This window comes from Stenotrophomonas sp. MYb238, assembly GCF_009496535.1.
Taxonomy (GTDB): Bacteria; Pseudomonadota; Gammaproteobacteria; order Xanthomonadales; family Xanthomonadaceae; genus Stenotrophomonas.
The window spans coordinates 64,806-85,251 of the sequence record NZ_WIDL01000008.1; the positions used below are offsets into that span (position 1 = coordinate 64,806).

The 20,446-nt window shown below is 69.2% G+C and carries 21 protein-coding genes; 20 read left to right on the top strand and 1 reads right to left on the bottom strand.

All coding sequences use genetic code 11. The features are described from left to right. Positions 1-141: 141 nt before the first annotated feature. Together CQ393_RS07310 and CQ393_RS07315 are read left to right on the top strand one after the other, a co-directional pair. Positions 142-447 (top strand): DUF3861 family protein, encoded by a 306-nt coding sequence (locus CQ393_RS07310; protein ID WP_153190900.1) that lies wholly within the window; start codon positions 142-144, stop codon positions 445-447. Between the two features lie 89 nt (positions 448-536). Then, positions 537-1,124 carry a DUF1439 domain-containing protein gene (locus tag CQ393_RS07315; protein WP_153190901.1) on the top strand — a complete coding sequence of 196 codons (588 nt, stop codon included), beginning with the start codon at positions 537-539 and terminating at the stop codon, positions 1,122-1,124. 138 nt (positions 1,125-1,262) lie between these two features. On the opposite strand, the gene CQ393_RS07320 is transcribed toward CQ393_RS07315, so the two are convergent. Continuing rightward, complete coding sequence (locus CQ393_RS07320) at positions 1,263-1,730, bottom strand: SET domain-containing protein-lysine N-methyltransferase (protein ID WP_153190902.1); 468 nt, start codon at positions 1,728-1,730, stop codon at positions 1,263-1,265. Between the two features lie 177 nt (positions 1,731-1,907). Here CQ393_RS07320 and CQ393_RS07325 point away from each other — a divergent pair, with 177 nt between their 5' ends. From CQ393_RS07325 to CQ393_RS07410, 18 genes are all read left to right on the top strand, one after another. After that, positions 1,908-2,354, top strand: coding sequence for an SUF system Fe-S cluster assembly regulator (locus CQ393_RS07325; RefSeq protein ID WP_153190903.1), 447 nt, complete (start codon positions 1,908-1,910; stop codon positions 2,352-2,354). A 17-nt stretch (positions 2,355-2,371) separates the two neighbouring features. Next, complete coding sequence (sufB, locus tag CQ393_RS07330; RefSeq protein WP_153190904.1) at positions 2,372-3,847, top strand: Fe-S cluster assembly protein SufB; 1,476 nt, start codon at positions 2,372-2,374, stop codon at positions 3,845-3,847. After that, on the top strand, positions 3,844-4,248 hold the full coding sequence (locus CQ393_RS07335) for a lysozyme inhibitor LprI family protein (RefSeq protein ID WP_153190905.1): 405 nt from the start codon (positions 3,844-3,846) through the stop codon (positions 4,246-4,248). The genes sufB and CQ393_RS07335 overlap by 4 nt, the downstream gene beginning before the upstream one ends. Before the next feature lie 41 nt (positions 4,249-4,289). Further along, positions 4,290-5,054 carry a Fe-S cluster assembly ATPase SufC gene (gene sufC, locus CQ393_RS07340; RefSeq protein WP_153190906.1) on the top strand — a complete coding sequence of 255 codons (765 nt, stop codon included), beginning with the start codon at positions 4,290-4,292 and terminating at the stop codon, positions 5,052-5,054. Continuing rightward, positions 5,054-6,316 carry a Fe-S cluster assembly protein SufD gene (gene sufD, locus CQ393_RS07345; protein ID WP_153190907.1) on the top strand — a complete coding sequence of 421 codons (1,263 nt, stop codon included), beginning with the start codon at positions 5,054-5,056 and terminating at the stop codon, positions 6,314-6,316. The genes sufC and sufD overlap by 1 nt, the downstream gene beginning before the upstream one ends. Then, entirely contained in the window at positions 6,313-7,581 is a 1,269-nt protein-coding gene (locus CQ393_RS07350) for a cysteine desulfurase (protein ID WP_153190908.1), read from the top strand. Before sufD ends, CQ393_RS07350 begins: the two co-directional genes overlap by 4 nt. Before the next feature lie 128 nt (positions 7,582-7,709). Next, complete coding sequence (locus CQ393_RS07355) at positions 7,710-8,246, top strand: GNAT family N-acetyltransferase (RefSeq protein WP_153190909.1); 537 nt, start codon at positions 7,710-7,712, stop codon at positions 8,244-8,246. After that, on the top strand, positions 8,243-8,575 hold the full coding sequence (locus CQ393_RS07360) for a non-heme iron oxygenase ferredoxin subunit (protein WP_343199798.1): 333 nt from the start codon (positions 8,243-8,245) through the stop codon (positions 8,573-8,575). The genes CQ393_RS07355 and CQ393_RS07360 overlap by 4 nt, the downstream gene beginning before the upstream one ends. 79 nt (positions 8,576-8,654) lie before the next feature. After that, complete coding sequence (locus tag CQ393_RS07365; protein ID WP_153190910.1) at positions 8,655-9,089, top strand: hypothetical protein; 435 nt, start codon at positions 8,655-8,657, stop codon at positions 9,087-9,089. 159 nt (positions 9,090-9,248) lie between these two features. Continuing rightward, a complete protein-coding gene (locus CQ393_RS07370) occupies positions 9,249-11,564 on the top strand; it encodes a catecholate siderophore receptor Fiu (RefSeq protein ID WP_153190911.1) in 2,316 nt (771 codons plus the stop codon). Positions 11,565-11,622: 58 nt separating this feature from the next. Then, positions 11,623-12,300, top strand: a complete 678-nt coding sequence (locus CQ393_RS07375; RefSeq protein WP_153190912.1) for a Fe2+-dependent dioxygenase — start codon at positions 11,623-11,625, stop codon at positions 12,298-12,300. 145 nt (positions 12,301-12,445) lie between these two features. Continuing rightward, positions 12,446-12,862, top strand: coding sequence for a hypothetical protein (locus CQ393_RS07380; RefSeq protein WP_153190913.1), 417 nt, complete (start codon positions 12,446-12,448; stop codon positions 12,860-12,862). Between the two features lie 113 nt (positions 12,863-12,975). Further along, entirely contained in the window at positions 12,976-15,402 is a 2,427-nt protein-coding gene (locus CQ393_RS07385; protein WP_153190914.1) for a TonB-dependent receptor, read from the top strand. Between the two features lie 180 nt (positions 15,403-15,582). Continuing rightward, positions 15,583-16,230, top strand: a complete 648-nt coding sequence (locus CQ393_RS07390) for a PepSY-associated TM helix domain-containing protein (RefSeq protein WP_343199802.1) — start codon at positions 15,583-15,585, stop codon at positions 16,228-16,230. Between the two features lie 26 nt (positions 16,231-16,256). Further along, positions 16,257-16,775: a DUF2271 domain-containing protein gene (locus CQ393_RS07395; protein ID WP_153190915.1), complete on the top strand. Its 519-nt coding sequence runs from the start codon at positions 16,257-16,259 to the stop codon at positions 16,773-16,775. A gap of 25 nt (positions 16,776-16,800) precedes the next feature. Then, positions 16,801-17,655 carry a DUF4198 domain-containing protein gene (locus CQ393_RS07400; protein WP_153190916.1) on the top strand — a complete coding sequence of 285 codons (855 nt, stop codon included), beginning with the start codon at positions 16,801-16,803 and terminating at the stop codon, positions 17,653-17,655. A gap of 159 nt (positions 17,656-17,814) precedes the next feature. Beyond that, positions 17,815-18,786: an FAD:protein FMN transferase gene (locus tag CQ393_RS07405; protein WP_153190917.1), complete on the top strand. Its 972-nt coding sequence runs from the start codon at positions 17,815-17,817 to the stop codon at positions 18,784-18,786. Next, the gene (locus CQ393_RS07410) at positions 18,783-20,390 is read left to right on the top strand and encodes a sulfite reductase subunit alpha (protein ID WP_153190918.1); all 1,608 of its coding nucleotides are present in this window, start codon (positions 18,783-18,785) and stop codon (positions 20,388-20,390) included. The genes CQ393_RS07405 and CQ393_RS07410 overlap by 4 nt, the downstream gene beginning before the upstream one ends. The last annotated feature ends 56 nt before the right edge of the window (positions 20,391-20,446 follow it).

Sequence of the window (20,446 nt, forward strand, 5' to 3'; positions counted from 1 at the left end):
TGAGACGGGCCCCACGATTGGCAGTGCAAACCGCGGGGCGCCAGCGCATCCGCACTGGAACACAGCGTCATGGGCCGGCGCCTCGCCCCCGTTGCGTGCCCGGCCTATGGTGGTCGCCAGTTCCCCCGTCGCGCCCATGCCATGTCCAGCAGCAAGCACCGCTACCGCATCACCGTCACGCCGATCGAGGCCGATGGCCTGCAGTGCAGCGGCCGTTGCACCATCGAATTCGAACAGCGCAGCCCCCGCAACTGGATGCGCGAACTGGAAGGCGCGCAGCGGCAGCGGCGGCTGTCCTGCAACGAGGATGCCGGCGTGGTGGTGGCCACCGGCCTGCTGGAGACGCTGGCCGCGGCGGCGCGCGAGGACGGCCACCCGCTGGCGGCGCTGCAACCGGAGCTCGACGGCCTGATCGCGAAACTGCAGGCGCTGCGCGACGCGCAGTGAACGCGGCGGCGGTGCCGCTCCGCTAACCGGCCATTCACCGTTTCCGGGTATCGTGCCTTCCTCCCGCCGCACTCACCCAGGCCGATCCGATGAACCTTCGTTCCCTGCTGCTGCCCGCCATCGCCTGCGTGGTCATGGCGACCAGCGCACACGCCTCGCCGCAGGTCAGCGGCCGCAGGCTCATGGTCGAGGCGGCCGACGTGCAGCATTACCTGGACGGCAACTTCCCGCGCTCGCAGAAGGCGCTAGGCGGCCTGCTCGCGCTGACGGTCAGCCAGCCGCGGCTGGCGCTGCCGGCCGGCAGCCGCCTGAACCTGCAGTTCGACCTGGCCATGGCCGCCGCCGGCGGCGCGCCGATGCCGGTGGGCAACGTGCAGCTCAGCAGCGGCCTGCGCTACGACGCGGCCACGCGCGGCTTCCACCTGGAACAGCCCACCATCGACACCTTCCGCCCGGCGATGGCCGGCGCCGAGCTCGATTCGGGCACGCGCAGCCTGCTCAACACCTGGCTGGCCGACTACGCGCGCCGCGAGCCGATCTACCGCATCGACCCGGCCATCGCCAACGTGATGGGCGCGCTGCAGGTGAAGTCGGTGGGCATCGAGAACGGCCGCATCGCGGTGGACTTCAACCAGGACCTCGGCAGGCTGCTGCCGCAGGGGCTGCCGGGCAATTGAGGCCAGCCTGGGAAGTGGGAAATGGGAAATGGGAAATGGGAAATGGGAAATGGGAAATGGGAAATCATCGTGTCGTGAGCACGAAACGCCTGGCGCACACCCCTTCCCCGCTCCCCTTTCCTCCTTCCCCGCTCCAGATCAACGCTTGGGCTGCAGCATGGTGCCGGTGCACTTGGGCGAGCCGCAGCGGCATTCCCAGATCTTCTTCAGGCGCGGGGTATGGCGCTCGGCCAGGGTGATGCCGTAGTTGTAGGTCAGTTCCTCGCCCGGCCTGATGGCGCGGATCGCCTCGATGAACACCTTGTCGGCGGTGCGGTCGTCACCCTCGGCTTCCTGGATCAGCGCCTCGCAGTTCGGGTCGCAGCTGTGGTTGATCCAGCGCGCGTCGTTGCCCTTGTGGTTGGCGTCGATGACGTAGTCATCGTTCAGCGTGAACAGGAAGGTATGGCCGCTTTCCACGTCGCCCGCATCGTCGGCGTCCACCTCGGCATGGGTACGGCGCAGGCCCTTGTACTCGATGACGCGCTCGCCCTTGGCGATGGCCGCCAGCGCGAACACGCCATTGCCGTGGATGGTGGATTTGCGCGCCTGGATCTTCTTGGGCATGTACATGGCCGGGAAACGATGGGAAGGGGGATTCTCGCGCAGTCGCGCAGGCTTCCCAAGCCCGGCGCCCGATCAGGGGCCGTTTGACCTGCATCAACGCCTCGCCACGGGCCGGGTTTGAGGCGCCGCGCACAAAAGCGTACAATTTCGGTCCACATTGATTTCCACGCCGCACCCATGCTCCGCGTCACCAAGCTCACCGACTACGCCAGCGTCGTCATGACCGTGCTCGCCACACGGCCGGACGAAGTGCTGAGCGCGACCGAACTGGCCGAGGCCGCCGGGCTGGAGCCGCCGACCGTCAGCAAGCTGCTCAAGCCGCTGGCGCAGGCCGGGCTGGTCGAGGGCCTGCGCGGCGTGCGCGGCGGCTACCGCCTGACCCGTCCGGCCACCGAGATCAGCCTGATCGAGATCGTAGAGGCGATGGAGGGTCCGCTGGCGATCACCGAGTGCAGCCAGGGCCAGAGCCAGTGCGGCATCGCCAGCCAGTGCGGCGTGCGCTCCAACTGGCGGCTGATCAACGACGTGGTCGCCGACGCCCTGCGCGGCGTGACCCTGGCGCAGATGCTGCACCCTCTCCCATTCGCTGACCGTCGCCGCATCGACGTCAGCATCGTTTCCTGAATTACGTAGGCAGCCTAATGGCCACCGAAACCATCGAAAATGTCGGCGACGCCGACACCCCCAACCGCGAGATCCACGAACAGCTGGGCCGCAAGTACGCGGCCGGCTTCGTCACCGACATCGAATCGGAGTCACTGCCGCCGGGCCTGGACGAGGACATCATCCGCGCCCTGTCGGCCAAGAAGGACGAGCCGGAGTGGATGACGCAGTGGCGCCTGGACGCCTACCGCCACTTCCTGACCATGCGCCAGCCGGACTGGGCCAAGCTGCAGATCGGCCCGATCGACCTGCAGGCGCTGAGCTATTACTCCGCGCCCAAGGGTCCGAAGTACAAGTCGCTGGACGAAGTGCCCAAGGAACTGCTGGACACCTACGACAAGCTCGGCGTGCCGCTGCACGAGCGCGCCAAGCTGGCCGGCGTGGCGGTCGACGCGGTGTTCGACTCGGTTTCGGTCGGCACCACCTTCCGCAAGGAACTGGCCGACAAGGGCGTGATCTTCTGCTCGATCTCCGAGGCCATCCGCGAATACCCCGACCTGGTCCGCCAGTACCTGGGCTCGGTGGTGCCGGTGGGCGACAACTACTTCGCCGCGCTCAACTCGGCGGTGTTCTCCGACGGCAGCTTCGTGTTCGTGCCCAAGGGCGTGCGCTGCCCGATGGAGCTGAGCACCTATTTCCGCATCAACGCCAACAACACCGGCCAGTTCGAGCGCACGCTGATCATCTGCGAGGACCGCGGCCACGTCTCCTACCTGGAAGGCTGCACCGCGCCGATGCGCGACGAGAACCAGCTGCACGCCGCGGTGGTCGAGCTGGTGGCGCTGGAAGATGCCGAGATCAAGTACTCCACGGTGCAGAACTGGTACCCGGGCGACGAGAACGGCGTCGGCGGCATCTACAACTTCGTCACCAAACGCGCCGAATGCCGCGGCGCCCGCGCCAAGGTGACCTGGACGCAGGTGGAGACCGGCTCGGCCATCACCTGGAAGTACCCGTCCTGCGTGCTGCTGGGCGACGATTCGGTGGGCGAGTTCCACTCGGTGGCGCTCACCCACCACCGCCAGCAGGCCGACACCGGCACCAAGATGATCCACGTCGGCAAGCGTACCAAGAGCAAGATCGTCAGCAAGGGCATCAGCGCCGGCCGCGGCCAGAACACCTACCGCGGCCTGGTCAAGGTCGCCGCCGGGGCCGATGGCGCGCGCAACTACACCCAGTGCGACTCGCTGCTGATCGGCAAGAAGTGCGGCGCCCATACCTTCCCCTACATCGAGGTGAAGAACCCCGGTGCCACCGTCGAGCACGAGGCCACCACCTCCAAGATCTCCGACGACCAGCTGTTCTATTGCCGCTCGCGCGGCATCGACCAGGAGAACGCGGTGTCGATGATCGTCGACGGCTTCTGCAAGCAGGTGTTCAAGGAACTGCCGATGGAATTCGCGGTGGAAGCCAAGAAGCTGCTGGAAGTGTCGCTGGAAGGCTCGGTCGGATGAGCCGCCTCGCGCTCCTGGCGGCCCCGCTCCTGCTGGGCCTGGCGCTGCCTTCGCTGGCGCAGCCGGCCTGCAACGCCGATGGCTCGCAGCTGGAAATGAACCAGTGCGCGTTCGACGACCTGGGCCGGGCCGATGCCGAACTGAACGCCACTTACGGGCAGGCCCTGCGTTCCATGAAGGACCAGCCCGTCGCCGTGGAGCGCCTCAAGGCGGCGCAACGGCTGTGGGTGCAGCTGCGCGACGCGGACCTGGCGGCGCAGTTCCCGCTGGCCGAGGGCCAGAGCGCGCAGGTCGAGTACGGCTCGATCTACCTGCTGGAATACGCCACCGCCCAGGCCGAGCTCACCCGCCAGCGCACCGCCTACCTGCGCGCGCACTTCCTTGCGGACGATTCCCGCTGAAGCGCGCGCCCGACCCTCTACGAACAAGACGACTACCCCCAATGCTGAAGATCGACAACCTCCACGCCAGCATCGCCGGCAAGGAAATCCTCAAGGGCCTCTCGCTGGACGTGAAGCCCGGTGAAGTGCACGCCATCATGGGGCCGAACGGCGCCGGCAAGTCCACGCTGGGCAACGTGCTGTCCGGCCGCGACGGCTATGAAGTCACCGACGGCAGCGTGCGGTTCGAGGGGAACGACCTGCTCGAGCTGGAGCCGGAGGCGCGCGCGGCCGCCGGCCTGTTCCTCGCCTTCCAGTACCCGGTGGAAATCCCCGGCGTCAACAACACCTACTTCCTGCGCGCCGCGCTCAATGCCCAGCGCAAGAGCCGCGGCGAGCCGGAACTGGATTCGATGCAGTTCCTCAAGCTGGTGCGGCAGAAGCTGGCCGTGCTGCACCTGAAGGACGAGCTGCTGCACCGTGGCGTCAACGAGGGGTTCTCCGGCGGCGAGAAGAAGCGCAACGAGATCTTCCAGCTGGCCGTGCTGGAGCCGAAGCTGGCGATCCTGGACGAGACCGACTCGGGCCTGGACATCGACGCGCTCAAGAGCGTGGCCGACGGCGTCAACGCGCTGCGTTCGCCGGAGCGCTCGTTCCTGGTCATCACCCACTACCAGCGTCTGCTCGACTACATCAAGCCGGACGTGGTGCACGTGCTGGCCGACGGCCGCATCGTCAAGAGCGGCGGCCCGGAACTGGCGCTGGAACTGGAAGCGCACGGCTACGACTTCCTCAAGGACCGCGTGGTGCGCGAGGCGGCCAAGTAATGAGCCCGCTCCTGCAATCGCTGGCTGCCACCTTCTGCGGCAGCGACGAGCGCCGCGAGGCGCTCGATGCCGCACTGCACGCCGGCCTGCCCGCCGCGCGCAGCGAGGCCTGGAAGTACACCTCGCTGCGCCAGCTCGAACGCCGCAGCTTCAGCGCCGCGCCGCTGCAGGCGCCGGCCATCGACGCCGCGCTGCTGGCCGGCATCCCGGCACCGCGCCTGGTGTTCGTCAACGGCCGCCCCAGCGACGCGCTCAGCGACCTGTCCGGGCTGGATGCCGGCGTGCGGGTGCGCACGCTGTCGGCCGCGCGCCAGGACGAGCCGGAGGCCCTGCGCTTCCTGCAACGCCGCTTCGACCGCGCCGAGGAGATCTTCGCCCAGCTCAACGCCGCGCTCGCCGACGAGGGCGTGCTGGTGCAGGTGGCCGAAGGCGCCGCCAGCGGGACGCCGTTGCATCTGGTGTTCGTCAGTGCGCCGGATGAAACCGACCGCGCCTGGCATCACCGGCATCTGGTCGAACTGCGCCGCGGCGCTTCGCTGAACCTGGTCGAGCACCACCTGCAGGCCGGCGACAGCGCGCACCTGGACAACACCCTGGTGCACGTCCACCTGGCCCAGGAGGCACGGCTCTCGCATGCCCGCGTGCAGGCCGACGGCGCCCGCGCCACCTCGCTGCTGCGCACTGACGCGGTGCTGGCGCGCGACGCGCAGTACCGCCGCATCGATCTGGAACTGGGCGCGGCGCTGACCCGCCACGAACTCAACGTGCGCCTGGAAGGCGACAACGCCAGGCTGGTCGCCAACGGCGTGCTGCTGGGCACCGGCCGCCGCCACATCGACACCCGCCTGGGCATCGAGCACATCGCCCGCGATACCGGCGCCGAACTGCTGTGGCGCGGCGTGGCCGCCAACCGCAGCCGCGTGGTGTTCCATGGCGGCATCCACATCCGCGAAGGCGCCGACGGCACCGATGCCAACCTGTCCAACAAGAACCTGCTGCTGTCCGCCGATGCCGAGATCGACACCCAGCCCACGCTGGTGATCGACGCGGACGAGGTCAAGGCCGCGCACGGCGCCACCGTCGGCCAGCTCGACGCCAACGCGCTGTTCTACCTGCGCTCGCGCGGCGTGCCGGCCGAGCAGGCGCGCGCCATGCTCAGCGCTGCGTTCTGCCACGAACCGCTGGCGGCGGTGGACGGCATCCTCACCGAAACGCTGGTCCGCCACCTGGACCAGGCGCTGCAGCAGGCGGGCATGGCATGAACCTTTCCTCTCCGCGCCCGATTTCCGGCAACGCCCCGGCCGCCGGCGGCGCCCCCGACTGGGAGCGCGTACGCGCCGATTTCCCGCTGCTGATGCGCGAGGTCAACGGCAAGCCGCTGGTGTATTTCGACAATGCCAACACCGCGCAGAAGCCGGTGCCGGTGATCGGCGCGGTGGACGAGTTCTACCGCCGCTACAACGCCAACGTCAGCCGCGCGGTGCATGCGCTGGGCACCGAGGCCACCGATGCCTACGAAGGCGCGCGCACCAAGCTGGCGCGTTTCCTCAACGTGCGCGCCAACGAGCTGGTGCTGTGCAGCGGCACCACCTTCGCCATCAACCTGGTGGCCTACTCGTGGGCGCTGCCGCGGCTGAAGGGCGGCGACGTGATCCTGGTCTCGCGCATGGAACACCATGCCAACATCGTGCCGTGGCAGCTGGTCGCCCAGCGCACCGGCGCGACCATCCGCGTGGCCGAGATCGCGCCCGACGGCAGCCTGGACATGGACGCGCTGCGCGCGGCGATGACGCCGGAAGTGAAGCTGCTGGCGCTGGCCCACGTTTCCAACGTGCTGGGCACGATCAACCCGGTCCGCGAGATCTGCCGCGAAGCGCGCAGGCGTGGCATCGTCACCGTCATCGACGGCTCGCAGGCCGCGCCGCACCTGGAGCTGGACGTGGCCGCCATCGGCTGCGATTTCTACGCCGTCACCGGCCACAAGATGTGCGGCCCGACCGGCACCGGCGCGCTGTGGGCCCGCCGCGAACTGCTGCAGGACATGCCGCCGTTCCTCGGCGGCGGCGAGATGATCAAGGAAGTCAGCTTCGACGGCACCGTGTTCAACGATGCCCCGCACAGGTTCGAGGCCGGCACGCCGAACATCGCCGGCTTCGTCGGCCTGGGCGTGGCCGTGGACTACCTGGACGGCCTGGGCCGCGACCATGTCGCCGCACGCGAGCAGGAACTGCTCGCGCACCTGACCGAGGAGCTGCAGCGCGCCGACGGCGTGCGCATCTTCGGCACCGCCCCGCACAAGGCCGCGGTGGTGTCCTTCCTGGTCGAAGGCGCGCACGCGCACGACCTGGCCACCCTGCTCGACCTGCAGGGCGTGGCGATCCGCTCCGGCCAGCACTGCGCGCACCCGTTGCTGCAGTACTACGGCGTGGCCGCCACCTGCCGCGCCTCGCTGGCGTTCTACAACACGCACGAGGAAATCGAGGCGTTCATGGCGGCGCTGAAGAAGGTGCGAGCGCTGCTGGGCTGACCCCGGCTCCCCGTAGGAGCGGCTTCAGCCGCGATGGGGCTTTCCCGGGAAGGCCTTTTCGCGGCTGAAGCCGCTCCTACCCGGAGCGATTGCGCCGCCGCCGGCAGGGCGTCGCTACAATTGCCGGCATGCATACCCTCACCTTCCGCACCGCTACGGCGGACGACGTCCCCGCGCTGATCGAACTGGTTACGTCCGCTTATCGCGGCGACGCCTCGCGCGCGGGCTGGACCACCGAGGCCGACATCCTCGACGGCCAGCGGGTGGACGCCGAAGGCATCCTCGCCGACATCGCCCGCCCCCGCAGCGCGATCCTGCTGGCCGAGCAGGCCGGCCGGCTGCTGGCCTGCTGCCACATCGCCGAGGAGGACGGCCACGGCTATTTCGGCATGTTCGCGGTCAGCCCCGCCGCGCAGGGCGGCGGCGTCGGCAAGCAGGTCATGCGGCAGGCCGAGCACCACGTGGCCGCGCAATGGCGGCTGGCGACCATGCAGATGACGGTGATCGACTGCCGCGACGAACTGATCGCCTTCTACGAGCGCCGCGGCTACGCACGCACCGGCATCAAGAAACCGTTCCCCTACGGCAACGAACGCTTCGGCATTCCCAGGCGCGACGACCTGCGCTTCGAGATCCTGGAAAAGCAGCTGGAGCCGGCGGCGTGAGCGGGGCCTGGACCTATGTCTGCGCCAGCGACGAACTGCTGCCGGGCGAAATGAAGACCGCCTTCGACGACGTCACCGGCGCGCCCATCGTGGTGTTCAACCTGGACGGCGAGCTGTACGCGCTGGAGGACCAGTGCACGCACGAGGAATTCGAGCTGTCCTCGGGCAACCTCGATCCGGCCGAGGGCAGCGTCGAATGCATCCTGCACGGCGCCCGCTTCGACATCCGCGACGGCCGCGCCCTGTGCGCCCCGGCCTACACGCCGGTGCCCAAGTTCCAGGTCAAGCGGGAAGACGGCGGGATCTGGGCCCGCGACGACCGCGATTGAGGCGGGCGCCCGGGCTCGCCACCCGGGCAGGCATCGCATGATCATGGACATGCGAATCATTATTGTTTAACTTAGCGTTATGCATCCGCTTCTCGACAGCTACCGGACGGTCTGCCCGACCGCCGGCCGGGGCCCGACCGCGCCATTCCGGCCGGCCGGGCGTCCATGGCTGTCGCTCCTTTTCGTACTGATCTGCGGCCTGGCCGCGCTGTGGAGCGGAACCGCATCCGGAGCCGTGCACGATGCCGGCATCCAGCTCCCGCCCACAGCCGGGCTGGACGGCTTTCCCCCGCCTCATCTGGATCTGCCGCTGCACCAGGTCGGCATCCCCGAATCCGATGGCGAGACCGGGCGCAGCACCCGCCATGCGGCTGCCATGCCGCCGGCATGGCACGCATGCGCCAAGCGCATCGACGGCGACGTCCCATCCGCCATTGCGTCCGTTCCACCGGCTCGCGGGCGGCCCTGCCACACGCCGCCCGCCCACGCCCCACCGGCCCTTCGCCGCGCCTGAATCCCGACCGGCGGACCCCCGCCGCTCGTCGCCCGCGCCTTGCGCGCCGCCGCGTTCCTGCCCTTCCCTCCTCCCTTTCCCGCCACGAATCCGTCGTACCGGCCCGCCCATCCCGGCAATCCGGTGCTGCTTCCGTGTTCCTACCAAGGCCTTTCCTTCATGAGTCACATCAAGAGCCGCAAGCACAACACCCCTGCCCGCAGCGCCAGCACGCTCGCCGCCGCCGGCCTCGTCACCGGACTGAGCCTGGCCGCGCTGCCAGGCTTGGCCAATGCAGAGGCCCCGGCCAACGCCCGCACCCTGGACCAGGTCCAGGTGCACGCGGCCCGCGGCTACAAGAACGAGAAGTCGGCCTCGCCGAAGTTCACCCAGACCCTGCAGAACACCCCGCAGACCGTCCAGGTGATCACCGGCGACCTGTTCAACCAGCAGGGCGCCACCACCCTGACCGAAGCCCTGCGCAACAGCGCCGGCGTCGGTACGTTCTATGCCGGCGAGAACGGCAACACCAGCACCGGCGACACCGTCTACATGCGCGGCTTCGATACGTCCAGCAGCATCTTCGTCGACGGCGTGCGCGATCTGGGCTCGATTTCCCGCGACGTGTTCAATACCGAGCAGGTGGAAGTGGTTAAGGGCCCGGCCGGCACAGACAACGGCCGCAGCGCGCCGACCGGCGCGATCAACATGATCAGCAAGCAGGCCAATCTGCACGACAGCATCTCGGGCAACGTCTCGGCCGGCACCGACGGGCAGAAGCGCACCACCGGCGACTGGAACCAGGTGCTGGGTGCCACCTCGGCGCTGCGCGTCAACGCGATGTGGCAGGACAGCGACGTCGCCGGCCGCGATCACGTCAAGGACAAGCGCTGGGGCATCGCACCGTCGTTCGGCTTCGGCCTGGGCACTGACACCCGCTACTTCCTCAACCTGTTCTACCTGAAGCAGGACAACATCCCCGACGGTTTCGTGCCGACCATCGGCCTGCCGGGCTGGACGCCGCAACCGGGGCTGGGGCAGCTCGCCGGCCACCCGGTCAACCCGGAAAACTTCTACGGCACCCGCTACGACCACGATGACGTCAGCGCGCAGCAGGCGACCTTCCGCTTCGAACACGATTTCTCCGACACGTTCACGCTGACCAACATCGCGCGCTGGGGCAAGACCGAGCAGGACTACCTGCTCACCGCCTTCATGTCGACCGGCGGCACGGCGGCCAATCCCCAGGCAGGCAACATCAAATGGACGGACATCAATGACCTGTCCACGTACACGATGGCCCGCAGCAACCTGACCTACAAGGACCAGGAAAACACCATCCTGACCGACCAGCTGAACCTGCGTGCCGACTTCGCCACCGGCCGCGTGCAGCACAACCTCAGCACGGGTGCCGAGTTCACGCGCGAACAGCAGCGTTCGTGGGGCAAGGCCGGTACCGTGGGCGCGGGCTGGACGCCCGCCAACCTGTATGCCCCGGACTGGAATGTCACCGGCCTGACCACCGCCCGCACCGGCGCCTACACCGACGGCAAGACCACCACTTCCTCGCTGTACCTGTTCGACACCCTGAAGTTCACCGAGAGCTTCCTGCTGACCGCCGGCGTGCGCGCCGACCACTACAAGACCGAGTACGCCAGCGCCTCGGTGTGCGGCGGCCGCGGCGGTCCGGCCTGCGGCAGCAACCCGGCCGGCACCGTGATCCCCAGCCCGACCCTGAGCGACTCGGACACCCTGATCAACTGGAAGCTCGGCGCGGTATACAAGCCCAACGAGGCCGTGAGCCTGTACGCCAACTACGCTGTCTCGCAGCAGCCGCCAGGCGGCAGCAACTTCCAGTTGAACGAGACCGCCGGCAACGCCAACAACATCAACATGGATCCGCAGGAAGCCCACACCGCCGAAGTGGGCACCAAGTGGAGCTTCCTTGACGACGCGCTGGCGCTGAACCTGGCGCTGTTCCGCACCGAGGTGACCAACGAGATCACCGGCAACGCCGCCGAAGGCTATTACCAGAACGGGCAGAAGACCGTGGAAGGCGTGGAGATCTCCACCGTCGGCCGCATCACCGACAACTGGTCGGTCTCTGCCGGCTACACCCACCAGAAGACCCAGGTGGACAAGGGCAGCCTGCTGACCGCCGATGGCAGCAACAACCTGACCTACACCCCGGAAGACGCCTTCACCGGCTGGACCAGCTACAGCTTCCCCTTCGGCCTGACGGTGGGCGGCGGCGTGCGCTATTCCGGCCAGATGCACCGCGGCACCGACGGCGCGATGGGCACCCCGGCGTTCACCAAGTCCTACACGGTCTACGACGCGGTGGCCTCGTATGCCATCAACGAACACCTGGTGCTGCGCCTGAACGCCTACAACCTGTTCGACAAGCAGTACGTGGCCGCGATCAACAAGAGCGGCTACCGCTACACTCCGGGTACCCCGCGCACCTTCCTGTTCAGCGCGGACTTCCGCTTCTGACACGTGGCAACCGCAGGCGCCTTCCGCAAGGGAAGGCGCCCGCGCATGGAGCCTTCGCATGCTGCTGCACATCCCCAATATCCTCGGCGCCGACGAAGTGGCGCACTTCCGCCGCGCACTGGACACGGCCGACTGGACCGACGGCCGCGAGACCGTCGGCGCGCAGGGGGCGCAGGTCAAGCGCAATGAGCAGCTGCCCGATGGTTCGCCGCTCAAGGCCGACCTGGGCCGGGCGGTGCTCGCGGCGCTGAAGCGCAATCCACTGTTCTTCAGCGCCGCGCTGCCGCTGAAGTACCTGCCCCCGCGCTTCAACCGCTACACCGGCGGCGGCACCTACGGCTTCCACGTCGACGGGGCGGTGATGAATCTTTCCCAGGGCGAGCAGCTGCGCTCGGACGTGTCGTGCACGCTGTTCCTCAACGATCCGGACGAGTACGACGGCGGCGAGCTGGTCGTCAGCGACACCTACGGCGAGCACGAGGTGAAGCTGCCGGCCGGCGACCTGATCCTCTATCCCTCCAGCAGCCTGCACCAGGTCACGCCGGTGACCCGCGGCGCGCGGCTGGCCTCGTTCTTCTGGGTGCAGAGCATGGTGCGCGACGACGCGCGGCGGCGGATGCTGTTCGAGATGGATACGTCCATCGAGACCCTGCGCCGCGGCGGCGCCGATGCCGGCGCGGTCCTGCAGCTGACCGGCGTGTACCACAACCTGTTGCGGCAGTGGGCCGAAGTCTGAGTGCGGCGCCCGACCTCCAAGTTGACCTGCGTCAAGCATAGTCAAATGGAATGAATTCTTATTTGCATGCGATAACGAATCCCAACTACAATTGAGCGTCAACACCGGCCTTCCGGCCGATTGTCTTGCGCCAACGGGGATTCGCGTGCGCCACCTGCTCCAGCCATGCCGCCTGCCAGCCATCGCGCACCTGCGCGCCGGCCTGCGTGCGCCGTTGCTGGCACTGCTGGCGATGTTCGCGATGCTGGCGCCAGCCTGGCAAAGCGCCGCCCTGTCGACGACGGTGGCCGGACTGGCCGCCCATGCGCCGGCCAGCGGCGAGGAAAGCCCGGCCGGCGAATCGGCCGAACGCGAAAACCCGGCCAAACTCCGCCGTGCAGCCCCGCTGCAGGCGCCCCGCGCGGCCTGGAACCGCCCTGCCCCGCCGCGATCGGCGGCATGCGCCGGCGATGAAACAGCAGTGGCCGTGCGCTCCACCGTGCCGGCCGTCGCGCCGGCGCCGCCGGCCGCCACGCCCGTGCGCTGGCGGCTGCAGCGCAGCCAGGCGCCTCCGCTGGCCTGATCCTCCGCCGCGACCCCCGCGGCGCGAATCCACGTCCCTTCATTCCTGCCGTGGCGCCCGTGTGCGCCACCGGCCAGCCACGTCTTTTCCCTTTCGTTCCCGAGGTCCATCCCATGGCTCTGCGCCATCGTTTCCGCGCGCCCGCCGCGCGCACCTGTCTCTCCCTCGCCCTGCTGTCCGCCATGTCGGTCCAGGCCCAGGCATCCGGCGTGCCGGCCGGCCAACCGTCCACGCTGGATACCGTCGTGGTCACCGCCTCGGGCTTCGAGCAGAAGATCACCGACGCGCCGGCCAGCATTTCGGTCATCACCCGCGAGGAACTGGCCAAGCGTCCCTACATGACCCTGCTGGACGCGGTGCGCGACCTGGAAGGCGTGGACGTGGGCGAAACCCGCGACAAGACCGGCCAGGGCACCATTTCCATGCGCGGCATGGGCTCGGACTACACCCTGATCCTGGTCAACGGCAGGCGCCAGAACAACCACGGCGACATCTACCCCAACAACTTCGGCGGCAACCAGTTCAACCACATCCCGCCGCTGGACGCGATCGAGCGCATCGAGGTGATCCGCGGCCCGATGTCCACGCTGTACGGCGCCGACGCCATGGGCGGGGTGATCAACATCATCACCAAGCGCACCCTCGACGGCTGGCACGGCTCGGCCAGCGTCGCCCGCACCGTCGAAACCGACGACGAGTTCGGCGACGACAGCACCGTGGACTTCTTCCTCACCGGCCCGCTGCTGCCCGGCGTGCTCAACCTCAGCGCGCGCGGCAGCTGGTACGACCGCAAGGCGTCCAACCCGACCTACGCGCCGGTCACCGATCCGGCCGGCGGCCTGCACACCCGTCCGCTGGGCTTCGGCAGCGGCGGCAAGACCGTGGACAACACCAACAAGGCCGGCGGCATCACCCTGACCTGGATGCCGGCCGACAACCAGACCGTGTCCCTGGACTACGACGCCTCGCGGCAGGAATACGACAACAGGATCAAGCTCAACGACAACGGCGTGGAGGAATACCCCGTCGGCACCGTGGACAACATCAACAGCGTCTGGCGCGCCTCCAACTTCTGCCGCGGCGCGGCCGGTGCCAACGCCAATGCCTGCCGTACGAACGGCGGCACCTGGGCGCGCCGCGCCGATCCGCGCGTCGGCTACAGCCCCTCGCAGGAATTCACCCGCGACGCCTGGGCGCTGACCCACGAAGGCCAGTGGGACTTCGGCAACAGCTTCGTCTCGCTGGCGCACGTGGCCACCAACAACGACGGCCGCACCCTGCCGTTCACCGTGGCCGAACGCGAGCAGCTGCTGGCGATGATCGACGGCACCGGCCAATACGCTGGCATGGCCCTGGCCGAACGCCGCGCGCTGGCCGAATCCACTTTCCTGCCGCGCCCCAAGCGCACGCTGGAAAGCGCGCAGTACACCCTGGACGCCAAGCTCGACATCCCGTTCCAGGCCGCCGGCGAGCACACCCTGGTGGTGGGCACGCAGGTAATCCGCGGCGAGCTGACCGACGGCGTGTTCGGCACCGAGAAGGGCACGCCGGGCCAGAAGCAGGAGCACGACATGTACTCGCTGTTCGTCGAGGACAACTGGAAGGTGAGCGCGCCGCTGACCCTCACCGCCGGCCTGCGCTACGACGACCATGCGGTGTTCGGCGACCACCTGAGCCCGCGCCTGTACGGCGTCTACACCCTCAACGAACAGTGGACGGTCAAGGGCGGCATCAGCACCGGCTTCAAGACGCCCAAGACCACCGACCTGTACGACGGCGTCACCGGTTTCGGCAGCCAGGGCACCTTGCCGTTCTTCGGCAACCCGGACCTGAAGCCGGAAACCAGCACCAGCACCGAGCTGGCGCTCTACTGGCAGCATCCGCAGGGCCACAACTTCAACGCCACGCTGTTCCACAACCGGTTCGACGACAAGATCGACAGCCAGCCCTGCGGCGCCGGCCTGGCGCTGAGCTGCACCAGCAGCGGCGAGTACGCCGACCTGGGCTATTCGAGCAGCAACAAGACGGTGAACATCGACGAAGTGGTGATCCAGGGCGCCGAACTGGCCGGGCGCTGGAAGATCAGTGAGGCCTTCGGCTTCCGCGCCAACTACACCTTCACCGACAGCGAGCAGAAGAGCGGCGCCGAGAAGGGCCTGCCGCTGGGCAACAGCGCGCGGCACATGGCCAACGCCACCTTCGACTGGCAGGCCAACGACCGCTTCAGCCTGTTCCTCACCGCCGAGGCGCGCTCCAAACGCTACCGCGGCCTCAGCGCCGTCACCGGCAACGAGCTGTACTACAAGGACTACACGGTGCTGCACCTGGGCGCGTCGTTCGAGGCCGCCCGCTGGCTGACGGTCAACGCGCGCATCAACAACCTGCTCGACCGCGACTTCACGACCTACCAGAGCGCGTTCAACGACCTCAACGGCAACGGCGTGTACGAGGACGGCACCAACGAGGTGCAGTTCCTGGACGACTACAACAACAAGGACAAGGCACGCAGCGTCTGGGTGAGCCTGAACTTCCGTTTCTGAGCCCTTGCGGCACCCGTTGGCCTGCCACGGGTGCCCGCCCGGTTCGCGGTGCTGGTCGCCGCGAGAGCGGCGCGGTCCAACTCGCGCCGCAGCAACGGCGGCGGTTGATACGCAACGGTACAAATTGCGAATCATTCTCATCAATGTTCTAATTCCATACCTTTCCTCCGCATCACGCACGTGTCCGCCGAACGCTCCCCCGCCGATCTCGTCCAGCAGCAGGCCAACCGCGGTTTCTGGCTGCGCACGCTGCACCAGTGGCACTGGATAAGCTCGGCGGTCTGCCTGGTCGGCATGCTGCTGTTCGCCGCCACCGGCATCACCCTCAACCACGCCGCGAAGATCGAGGCCAAGCCGCAGGTGACCCACCGGCAGCTGGAACTGCCGGCACTGCTGCAACAGGCGCTGGCGGCCGCGCACGAGGACGGCAACGCGCCGCTGCCGGCCAGGGTCGCCGAGTGGCTGTCGCGCGAGCTGGACGTGGCCATCGGCCGGCGCGCGGCCGAGTGGTCGCCCGAGGAGGTCTACCTGTCCATGCCCGGCCCCGGCAGCGATGCCTGGCTGAGCATCGACCGCGAAAACGGCGCGGTGGAGTTCGAACAGACCCGCCGCGGCTGGATCTCGTATTTCAACGATCTGCACAAGGGCCGCAACGCCGGTCCGGGCTGGGGCTGGTTCATCGACCTGTTCGCCGTGGCCTGCCTGGTGTTCTGCATCACCGGACTGTTCCTGCTGCACCTGCATGCGCGGCAGCGGCGCATGACCTGGCCGCTGGTCGGCCTGGGCCTGCTGATCCCGCTGCTGATCGCCCTGCTCCTCATCCACTGAACACGCTTCCCCTACGGAGTCGCACCATGCGCGTCACCCTGACCATCGCCCTGAGCGGACTGCTCGCCACCGCCCCGGCGGCCTATGCCGCGAGCCTGGACATCAATGTCGAGATCCCCAAGCTCAACGTGGCCGAGTACCACCGTCCCTACGTGGCGGTGTGGATCGAGGACGCCGGACAGAAGTCCGCCGCCAACCTGTCGGTGTGGTACCAGCAGACCTCCAACGCCGAAGGCCACGGCACCAAGTGGCTGCCGGACCTGCGCCAGTGGTGGCGCAAGAGCGGCCGTACCCTGCAGGTGCCGGTGGACGGCGTGACCGGCCCGACCCGGCCGGCCGGCAAGCATGCGCTGAGCTTCAGCGACAGCCAGCCGCAGCTGCGCAGCCTGCCCGCCGGCCAGTACACGCTGGTGGTGGAGGCCGTGCGCGAAGTCGGCGGCCGCGAACTGCTGAAGATTCCCTTCGAGTGGAAGGGCAAGGCCGGCAACGGCACCGCCCAGGGCCAGAGCGAACTCGGCCTGGTCACCCTCGCCATCAAGCCCTGACGTCCCGAACAAGGAGAGACACGCCATGAAACGCACCACCCTGCTCGCCGCGCTGATCGCCGCCGCGCTCCCGTTCTCCGCCCTGGCCCACAAGCAGTGGCTGCTGCCCTCGTCCACCGTGGTCGCCGGCAACGACGTGTGGGTCACGGTCGATGCGGCGGTGTCCAACCAGCTGTACTACCCCGACCACGTCGCCATGCGCCTGGACAACGTCACCATCGCCACGCCCGACGGCAGCGTGCTGCAGCCGCAGAACCCGGCCACCGGCAAGTACCGCAGCGTGTTCGACGTGCAGCTGGCGCAGGAAGGCACCTACCGCATCGCCAACCTCAACAGCGGCCTGTCGGCGCGCTGGGACACCCCCGAAAGCCTGGCCGCGGCCAAGGACAAGCCGGCGGCCGGCGGCATGGGCGGCCCCCGCGGCGGCTTCCTGCGCAACGCCACGCCCGAAGACCTGGCCACCAAGATCCCGAAGAACGCGAAGAACCTGGTGGTCACCGAGGGCATCGGCCGGGTGGAGACCTTCGTCACCAAGGGCAAGCCCAGCGCCATCGCCGCCGTCGGCAAGGGCCTGGAACTGGTGCCGGTCACCCATCCCAACGACCTGTTCGCCGGCGAGGAGGCCACCTTCAAGCTGGTGGTGGACGGCAAGCCCGCCGCCGGCCTGGAAGTGGAGATCGTGCGCGGCGCCACCCGTTACCGCAACGCGCAGGACGAGATCAAGGTGACCACCGGCGCCGACGGCAGCTTCAAGGTGACCTGGCCGGAAGCGGGCATGTACTGGCTGGACGCCTCGACCACCGACGAGCGGACCAGCGTCCCGCAGGCCAAGCAGCGCCGGCTGAGCTACGTGGCCACGCTGGAAGTGCTGCCGCAGTAAGGCAGGAACGAGGGAGGAACCAGGTACCGGCAGGGCAACGGCCGTTTTCCCATCCTCATGGGAACGGCGCCGTCCGCCGTACCTCGTTCCTCCCACTCCCGTCGCCAACGGTCGCCGCCTTCCCTGTTTCCCGGTTCCTCGCCACCAGTTCCCCGCTCCATGCCTCCCACCGACATCGCCGCCCTCGGCGGCCACACCATGGGCACCACCTGGAGCGTGAAGCTGGTGGCGCCGCGCGACCGCGACCTGCATGCGCTGCATGCCGGCATCCAGGCGCAGCTGGACCGCGTGGTCGCGCAGATGAGCACCTGGGAGCCGGACTCGGACATCAGCCGCTACAACCGCGCCGTCGCCGGCAGCTGGCAGCCGCTGCCGGACGATTTCTGGCGCGTGCTGCAGGCCGCGCGGACGGTGGCCGAACGCAGCGAAGGCGCCTTCGACCCCACCATCGGCCCGCTGGTGGCGCTGTGGGGATTCGGTGCCGACGCCCAGCGCCAGCGCCGGCCCGACGCCGCGCGGATCGCCGAGGTCGCCGCCCGCTGCGGCTGGCAGCGGCTGCGGCTGGACGCGCAGGCGCAGGCAGCGCTGCAGCCTGGCGGCCTGCAGCTGGACCTGTCGGCGATCGCCAAGGGCTACGGCGTCGACCTGGTCGGGCGATGGCTGCGTGAGCAGGGCATCGATGCCGCGCTGGTCGAGGTCGGCGGCGAACTGCATGGCCGCGGCCGCAAGCCGGACGGGCAGCCCTGGCGCGTGCTGGTCGAATCGGCGCCGGAGGAAGACGCCGGCGCCGACCATCCGCCGCGCGTGCTGGCGCTCGACGACCTGGCGGTGGCCACCTCCGGCGACCGCTGGCACCGCTACGAACACGACGGCGTGAGCTACAGCCACACCCTGGACCCGCGCCGGCAGGCGCCGGTGGCGGCTGCGGCCGCCGCGGTCACGGTGATCCACCGCGAGGCGATGCTGGCCGACGCCTGGGCCACCGCGTTGACGGCGATGGGCGCGGACGAAGGCCTGGCCTTTGCCGGGAAGCACGGACTGGCCGCGCGTTTCGTCCAGCGCGGCGCCGACGGCCCGGTGGAAACCCTGTCGCAGGGCTTCGCGCAGCATCTGCAGGCCGGCAACGCATGAACCGTTTCCGTTTCCCGCGCGCCATCGCCGGCAACCTCGCCGTCGGCCTCCTGCTGCTGGCCGGCGCCGGCCTGCTGCTGCGCCTGCACCTGGGCGAGGACTGGTGGCTGGCCGCACCGCTGCCGCCGCGGCGCTGGTTCGCGCTGGCCGCCCTGCTCGCCTACACCGCCTGGTGCGCGGCGCTGTGGTGGCGGTCGCGCCCGCGCGGGGACGACTCCGGCGACAGCGGCGTCCCGCCGCTGCTGGTGGCCTGGGCCAGCCAGACCGGTTTCGCGCAGCAGCTGGCCGAGCGCACCGCGCAGGGCCTGCGCGACGGCGGCCGCAGGGTGCGCGTGCGCGCGCTCGACCAGGTCGACGCGACGCTGCTGGCCGGCACGCGCGAGGCGCTGTTCGTCGCCAGCACCACCGGCGAAGGCGACCCGCCGGACCATGCGCTGGCCTTCCTCGGCCAGGTGATGCGACAGCCGCTCGCGCTGCCTGAGCTGCGCTACGCGGTGCTGGCGCTGGGCGACCGCAGCTACGGCCACTACTGCGCGTTCGGCCACCAGCTGGACGACTGGCTGCGCCGGCATGGCGCGCAGCCGCTGTTCGACACCGTGGACGTGGACAACGCCGATCCCGCCGCCCTGCGCCACTGGCAACAACTGCTCGGCCAGCTCGGCGACGGCAGCGTGCAGGCCGACTGGAGCGCGCCTGACTACCAGCCGTGGGTGCTGCGCCGGCGCAGGCAACTCAATCCGGGCAGCGTCGGCGGACCGGTGTTCCACCTGCGCCTGCAACCAGCCGATGGCGACCTGCCCGCCTGGCAGGCCGGCGACATCGCCGAGATCGGCCCGCGCCATGCCGCCGCCACGGTCGAGCGCTGGATGCAGGTCCATGGCTTGGACAGGCAGGCGACGCTGGCCGATGGCCGCGCGCTGTGCGACGTGCTGGCCGCATCGAAGCTGCCCGACGCCATCGATTCCGCCGATGCCGATGCCGTGGCCTCGACGCTGCAGGCCCTGCCGCACCGCGAATACTCCATCGCCTCGCTGCCGTCGGAGGGCAGCCTGCAGCTGCTGCTGCGCCGGCAGGCGCATCCGGACGGAACCCCGGGCCTGGCCAGCGGCTGGCTGTGCGACCACGCCGCCATCGGCGAGCGCATCGACCTGCGCCTGCGCGCGAACGCCAACTTCCACCCGCCGGCGGACGACGCGCCGCTGGTGCTGGTCGGCAACGGCACCGGCATCGCCGGCCTGCGCGCGCACCTGCGCGCGCGCATCGACGCTGGCGCGCGGCGCAACTGGCTGCTGTTCGGCGAACGCAACCGGGCCCACGACTTCCACTTCGGCGAGGAACTGGAGCAGTGGTGGCGCGAGGGCTGGATCGAACACCTGGACACCGTGTTCAGCCGCGATGGCGGACCCCACCGCTATGTGCAGGACGCACTGGCCGCGCAGGCCGGGCGGCTGCGGCAGTGGGTCGACGATGGCGCCACCCTGCTGGTCTGCGGCAGCCTGCAGGGCATGGCGCCGGCGGTGGACGCGGTGATCGCCCGGGCCTTGGGCGACGAACGCAAGGACCAGCTGGTCATGCAGCGGCGCTACCGGCGCGACGTGTACTGACCGCGGGGAACGGGCGGCGGCGCGTGCGAAGCCGACGCGTTCGCGGTGCCGGGCAG

What these genes read in the sequence shown, in the direction of transcription:
- CQ393_RS07310 (WP_153190900.1), top strand. Translation starts at nt 142, where the DNA reads ATGTCCAGCAGCAAGCACCGCTACCGCATCACCGTCACGCCGATCGAG.
- CQ393_RS07315 (WP_153190901.1), top strand. Translation starts at nt 537, where the DNA reads ATGAACCTTCGTTCCCTGCTGCTGCCCGCCATCGCCTGCGTGGTCATG.
- CQ393_RS07320 (WP_153190902.1), bottom strand. Translation starts at nt 1,730, where the DNA reads ATGCCCAAGAAGATCCAGGCGCGCAAATCCACCATCCACGGCAATGGC.
- CQ393_RS07325 (WP_153190903.1), top strand. Translation starts at nt 1,908, where the DNA reads ATGCTCCGCGTCACCAAGCTCACCGACTACGCCAGCGTCGTCATGACC.
- sufB (WP_153190904.1), top strand. Translation starts at nt 2,372, where the DNA reads ATGGCCACCGAAACCATCGAAAATGTCGGCGACGCCGACACCCCCAAC.
- CQ393_RS07335 (WP_153190905.1), top strand. Translation starts at nt 3,844, where the DNA reads ATGAGCCGCCTCGCGCTCCTGGCGGCCCCGCTCCTGCTGGGCCTGGCG.
- sufC (WP_153190906.1), top strand. Translation starts at nt 4,290, where the DNA reads ATGCTGAAGATCGACAACCTCCACGCCAGCATCGCCGGCAAGGAAATC.
- sufD (WP_153190907.1), top strand. Translation starts at nt 5,054, where the DNA reads ATGAGCCCGCTCCTGCAATCGCTGGCTGCCACCTTCTGCGGCAGCGAC.
- CQ393_RS07350 (WP_153190908.1), top strand. Translation starts at nt 6,313, where the DNA reads ATGAACCTTTCCTCTCCGCGCCCGATTTCCGGCAACGCCCCGGCCGCC.
- CQ393_RS07355 (WP_153190909.1), top strand. Translation starts at nt 7,710, where the DNA reads ATGCATACCCTCACCTTCCGCACCGCTACGGCGGACGACGTCCCCGCG.
- CQ393_RS07365 (WP_153190910.1), top strand. Translation starts at nt 8,655, where the DNA reads ATGCATCCGCTTCTCGACAGCTACCGGACGGTCTGCCCGACCGCCGGC.
- CQ393_RS07370 (WP_153190911.1), top strand. Translation starts at nt 9,249, where the DNA reads ATGAGTCACATCAAGAGCCGCAAGCACAACACCCCTGCCCGCAGCGCC.
- CQ393_RS07375 (WP_153190912.1), top strand. Translation starts at nt 11,623, where the DNA reads ATGCTGCTGCACATCCCCAATATCCTCGGCGCCGACGAAGTGGCGCAC.
- CQ393_RS07385 (WP_153190914.1), top strand. Translation starts at nt 12,976, where the DNA reads ATGGCTCTGCGCCATCGTTTCCGCGCGCCCGCCGCGCGCACCTGTCTC.
- CQ393_RS07395 (WP_153190915.1), top strand. Translation starts at nt 16,257, where the DNA reads ATGCGCGTCACCCTGACCATCGCCCTGAGCGGACTGCTCGCCACCGCC.
- CQ393_RS07400 (WP_153190916.1), top strand. Translation starts at nt 16,801, where the DNA reads ATGAAACGCACCACCCTGCTCGCCGCGCTGATCGCCGCCGCGCTCCCG.
- CQ393_RS07405 (WP_153190917.1), top strand. Translation starts at nt 17,815, where the DNA reads ATGCCTCCCACCGACATCGCCGCCCTCGGCGGCCACACCATGGGCACC.
- CQ393_RS07410 (WP_153190918.1), top strand. Translation starts at nt 18,783, where the DNA reads ATGAACCGTTTCCGTTTCCCGCGCGCCATCGCCGGCAACCTCGCCGTC.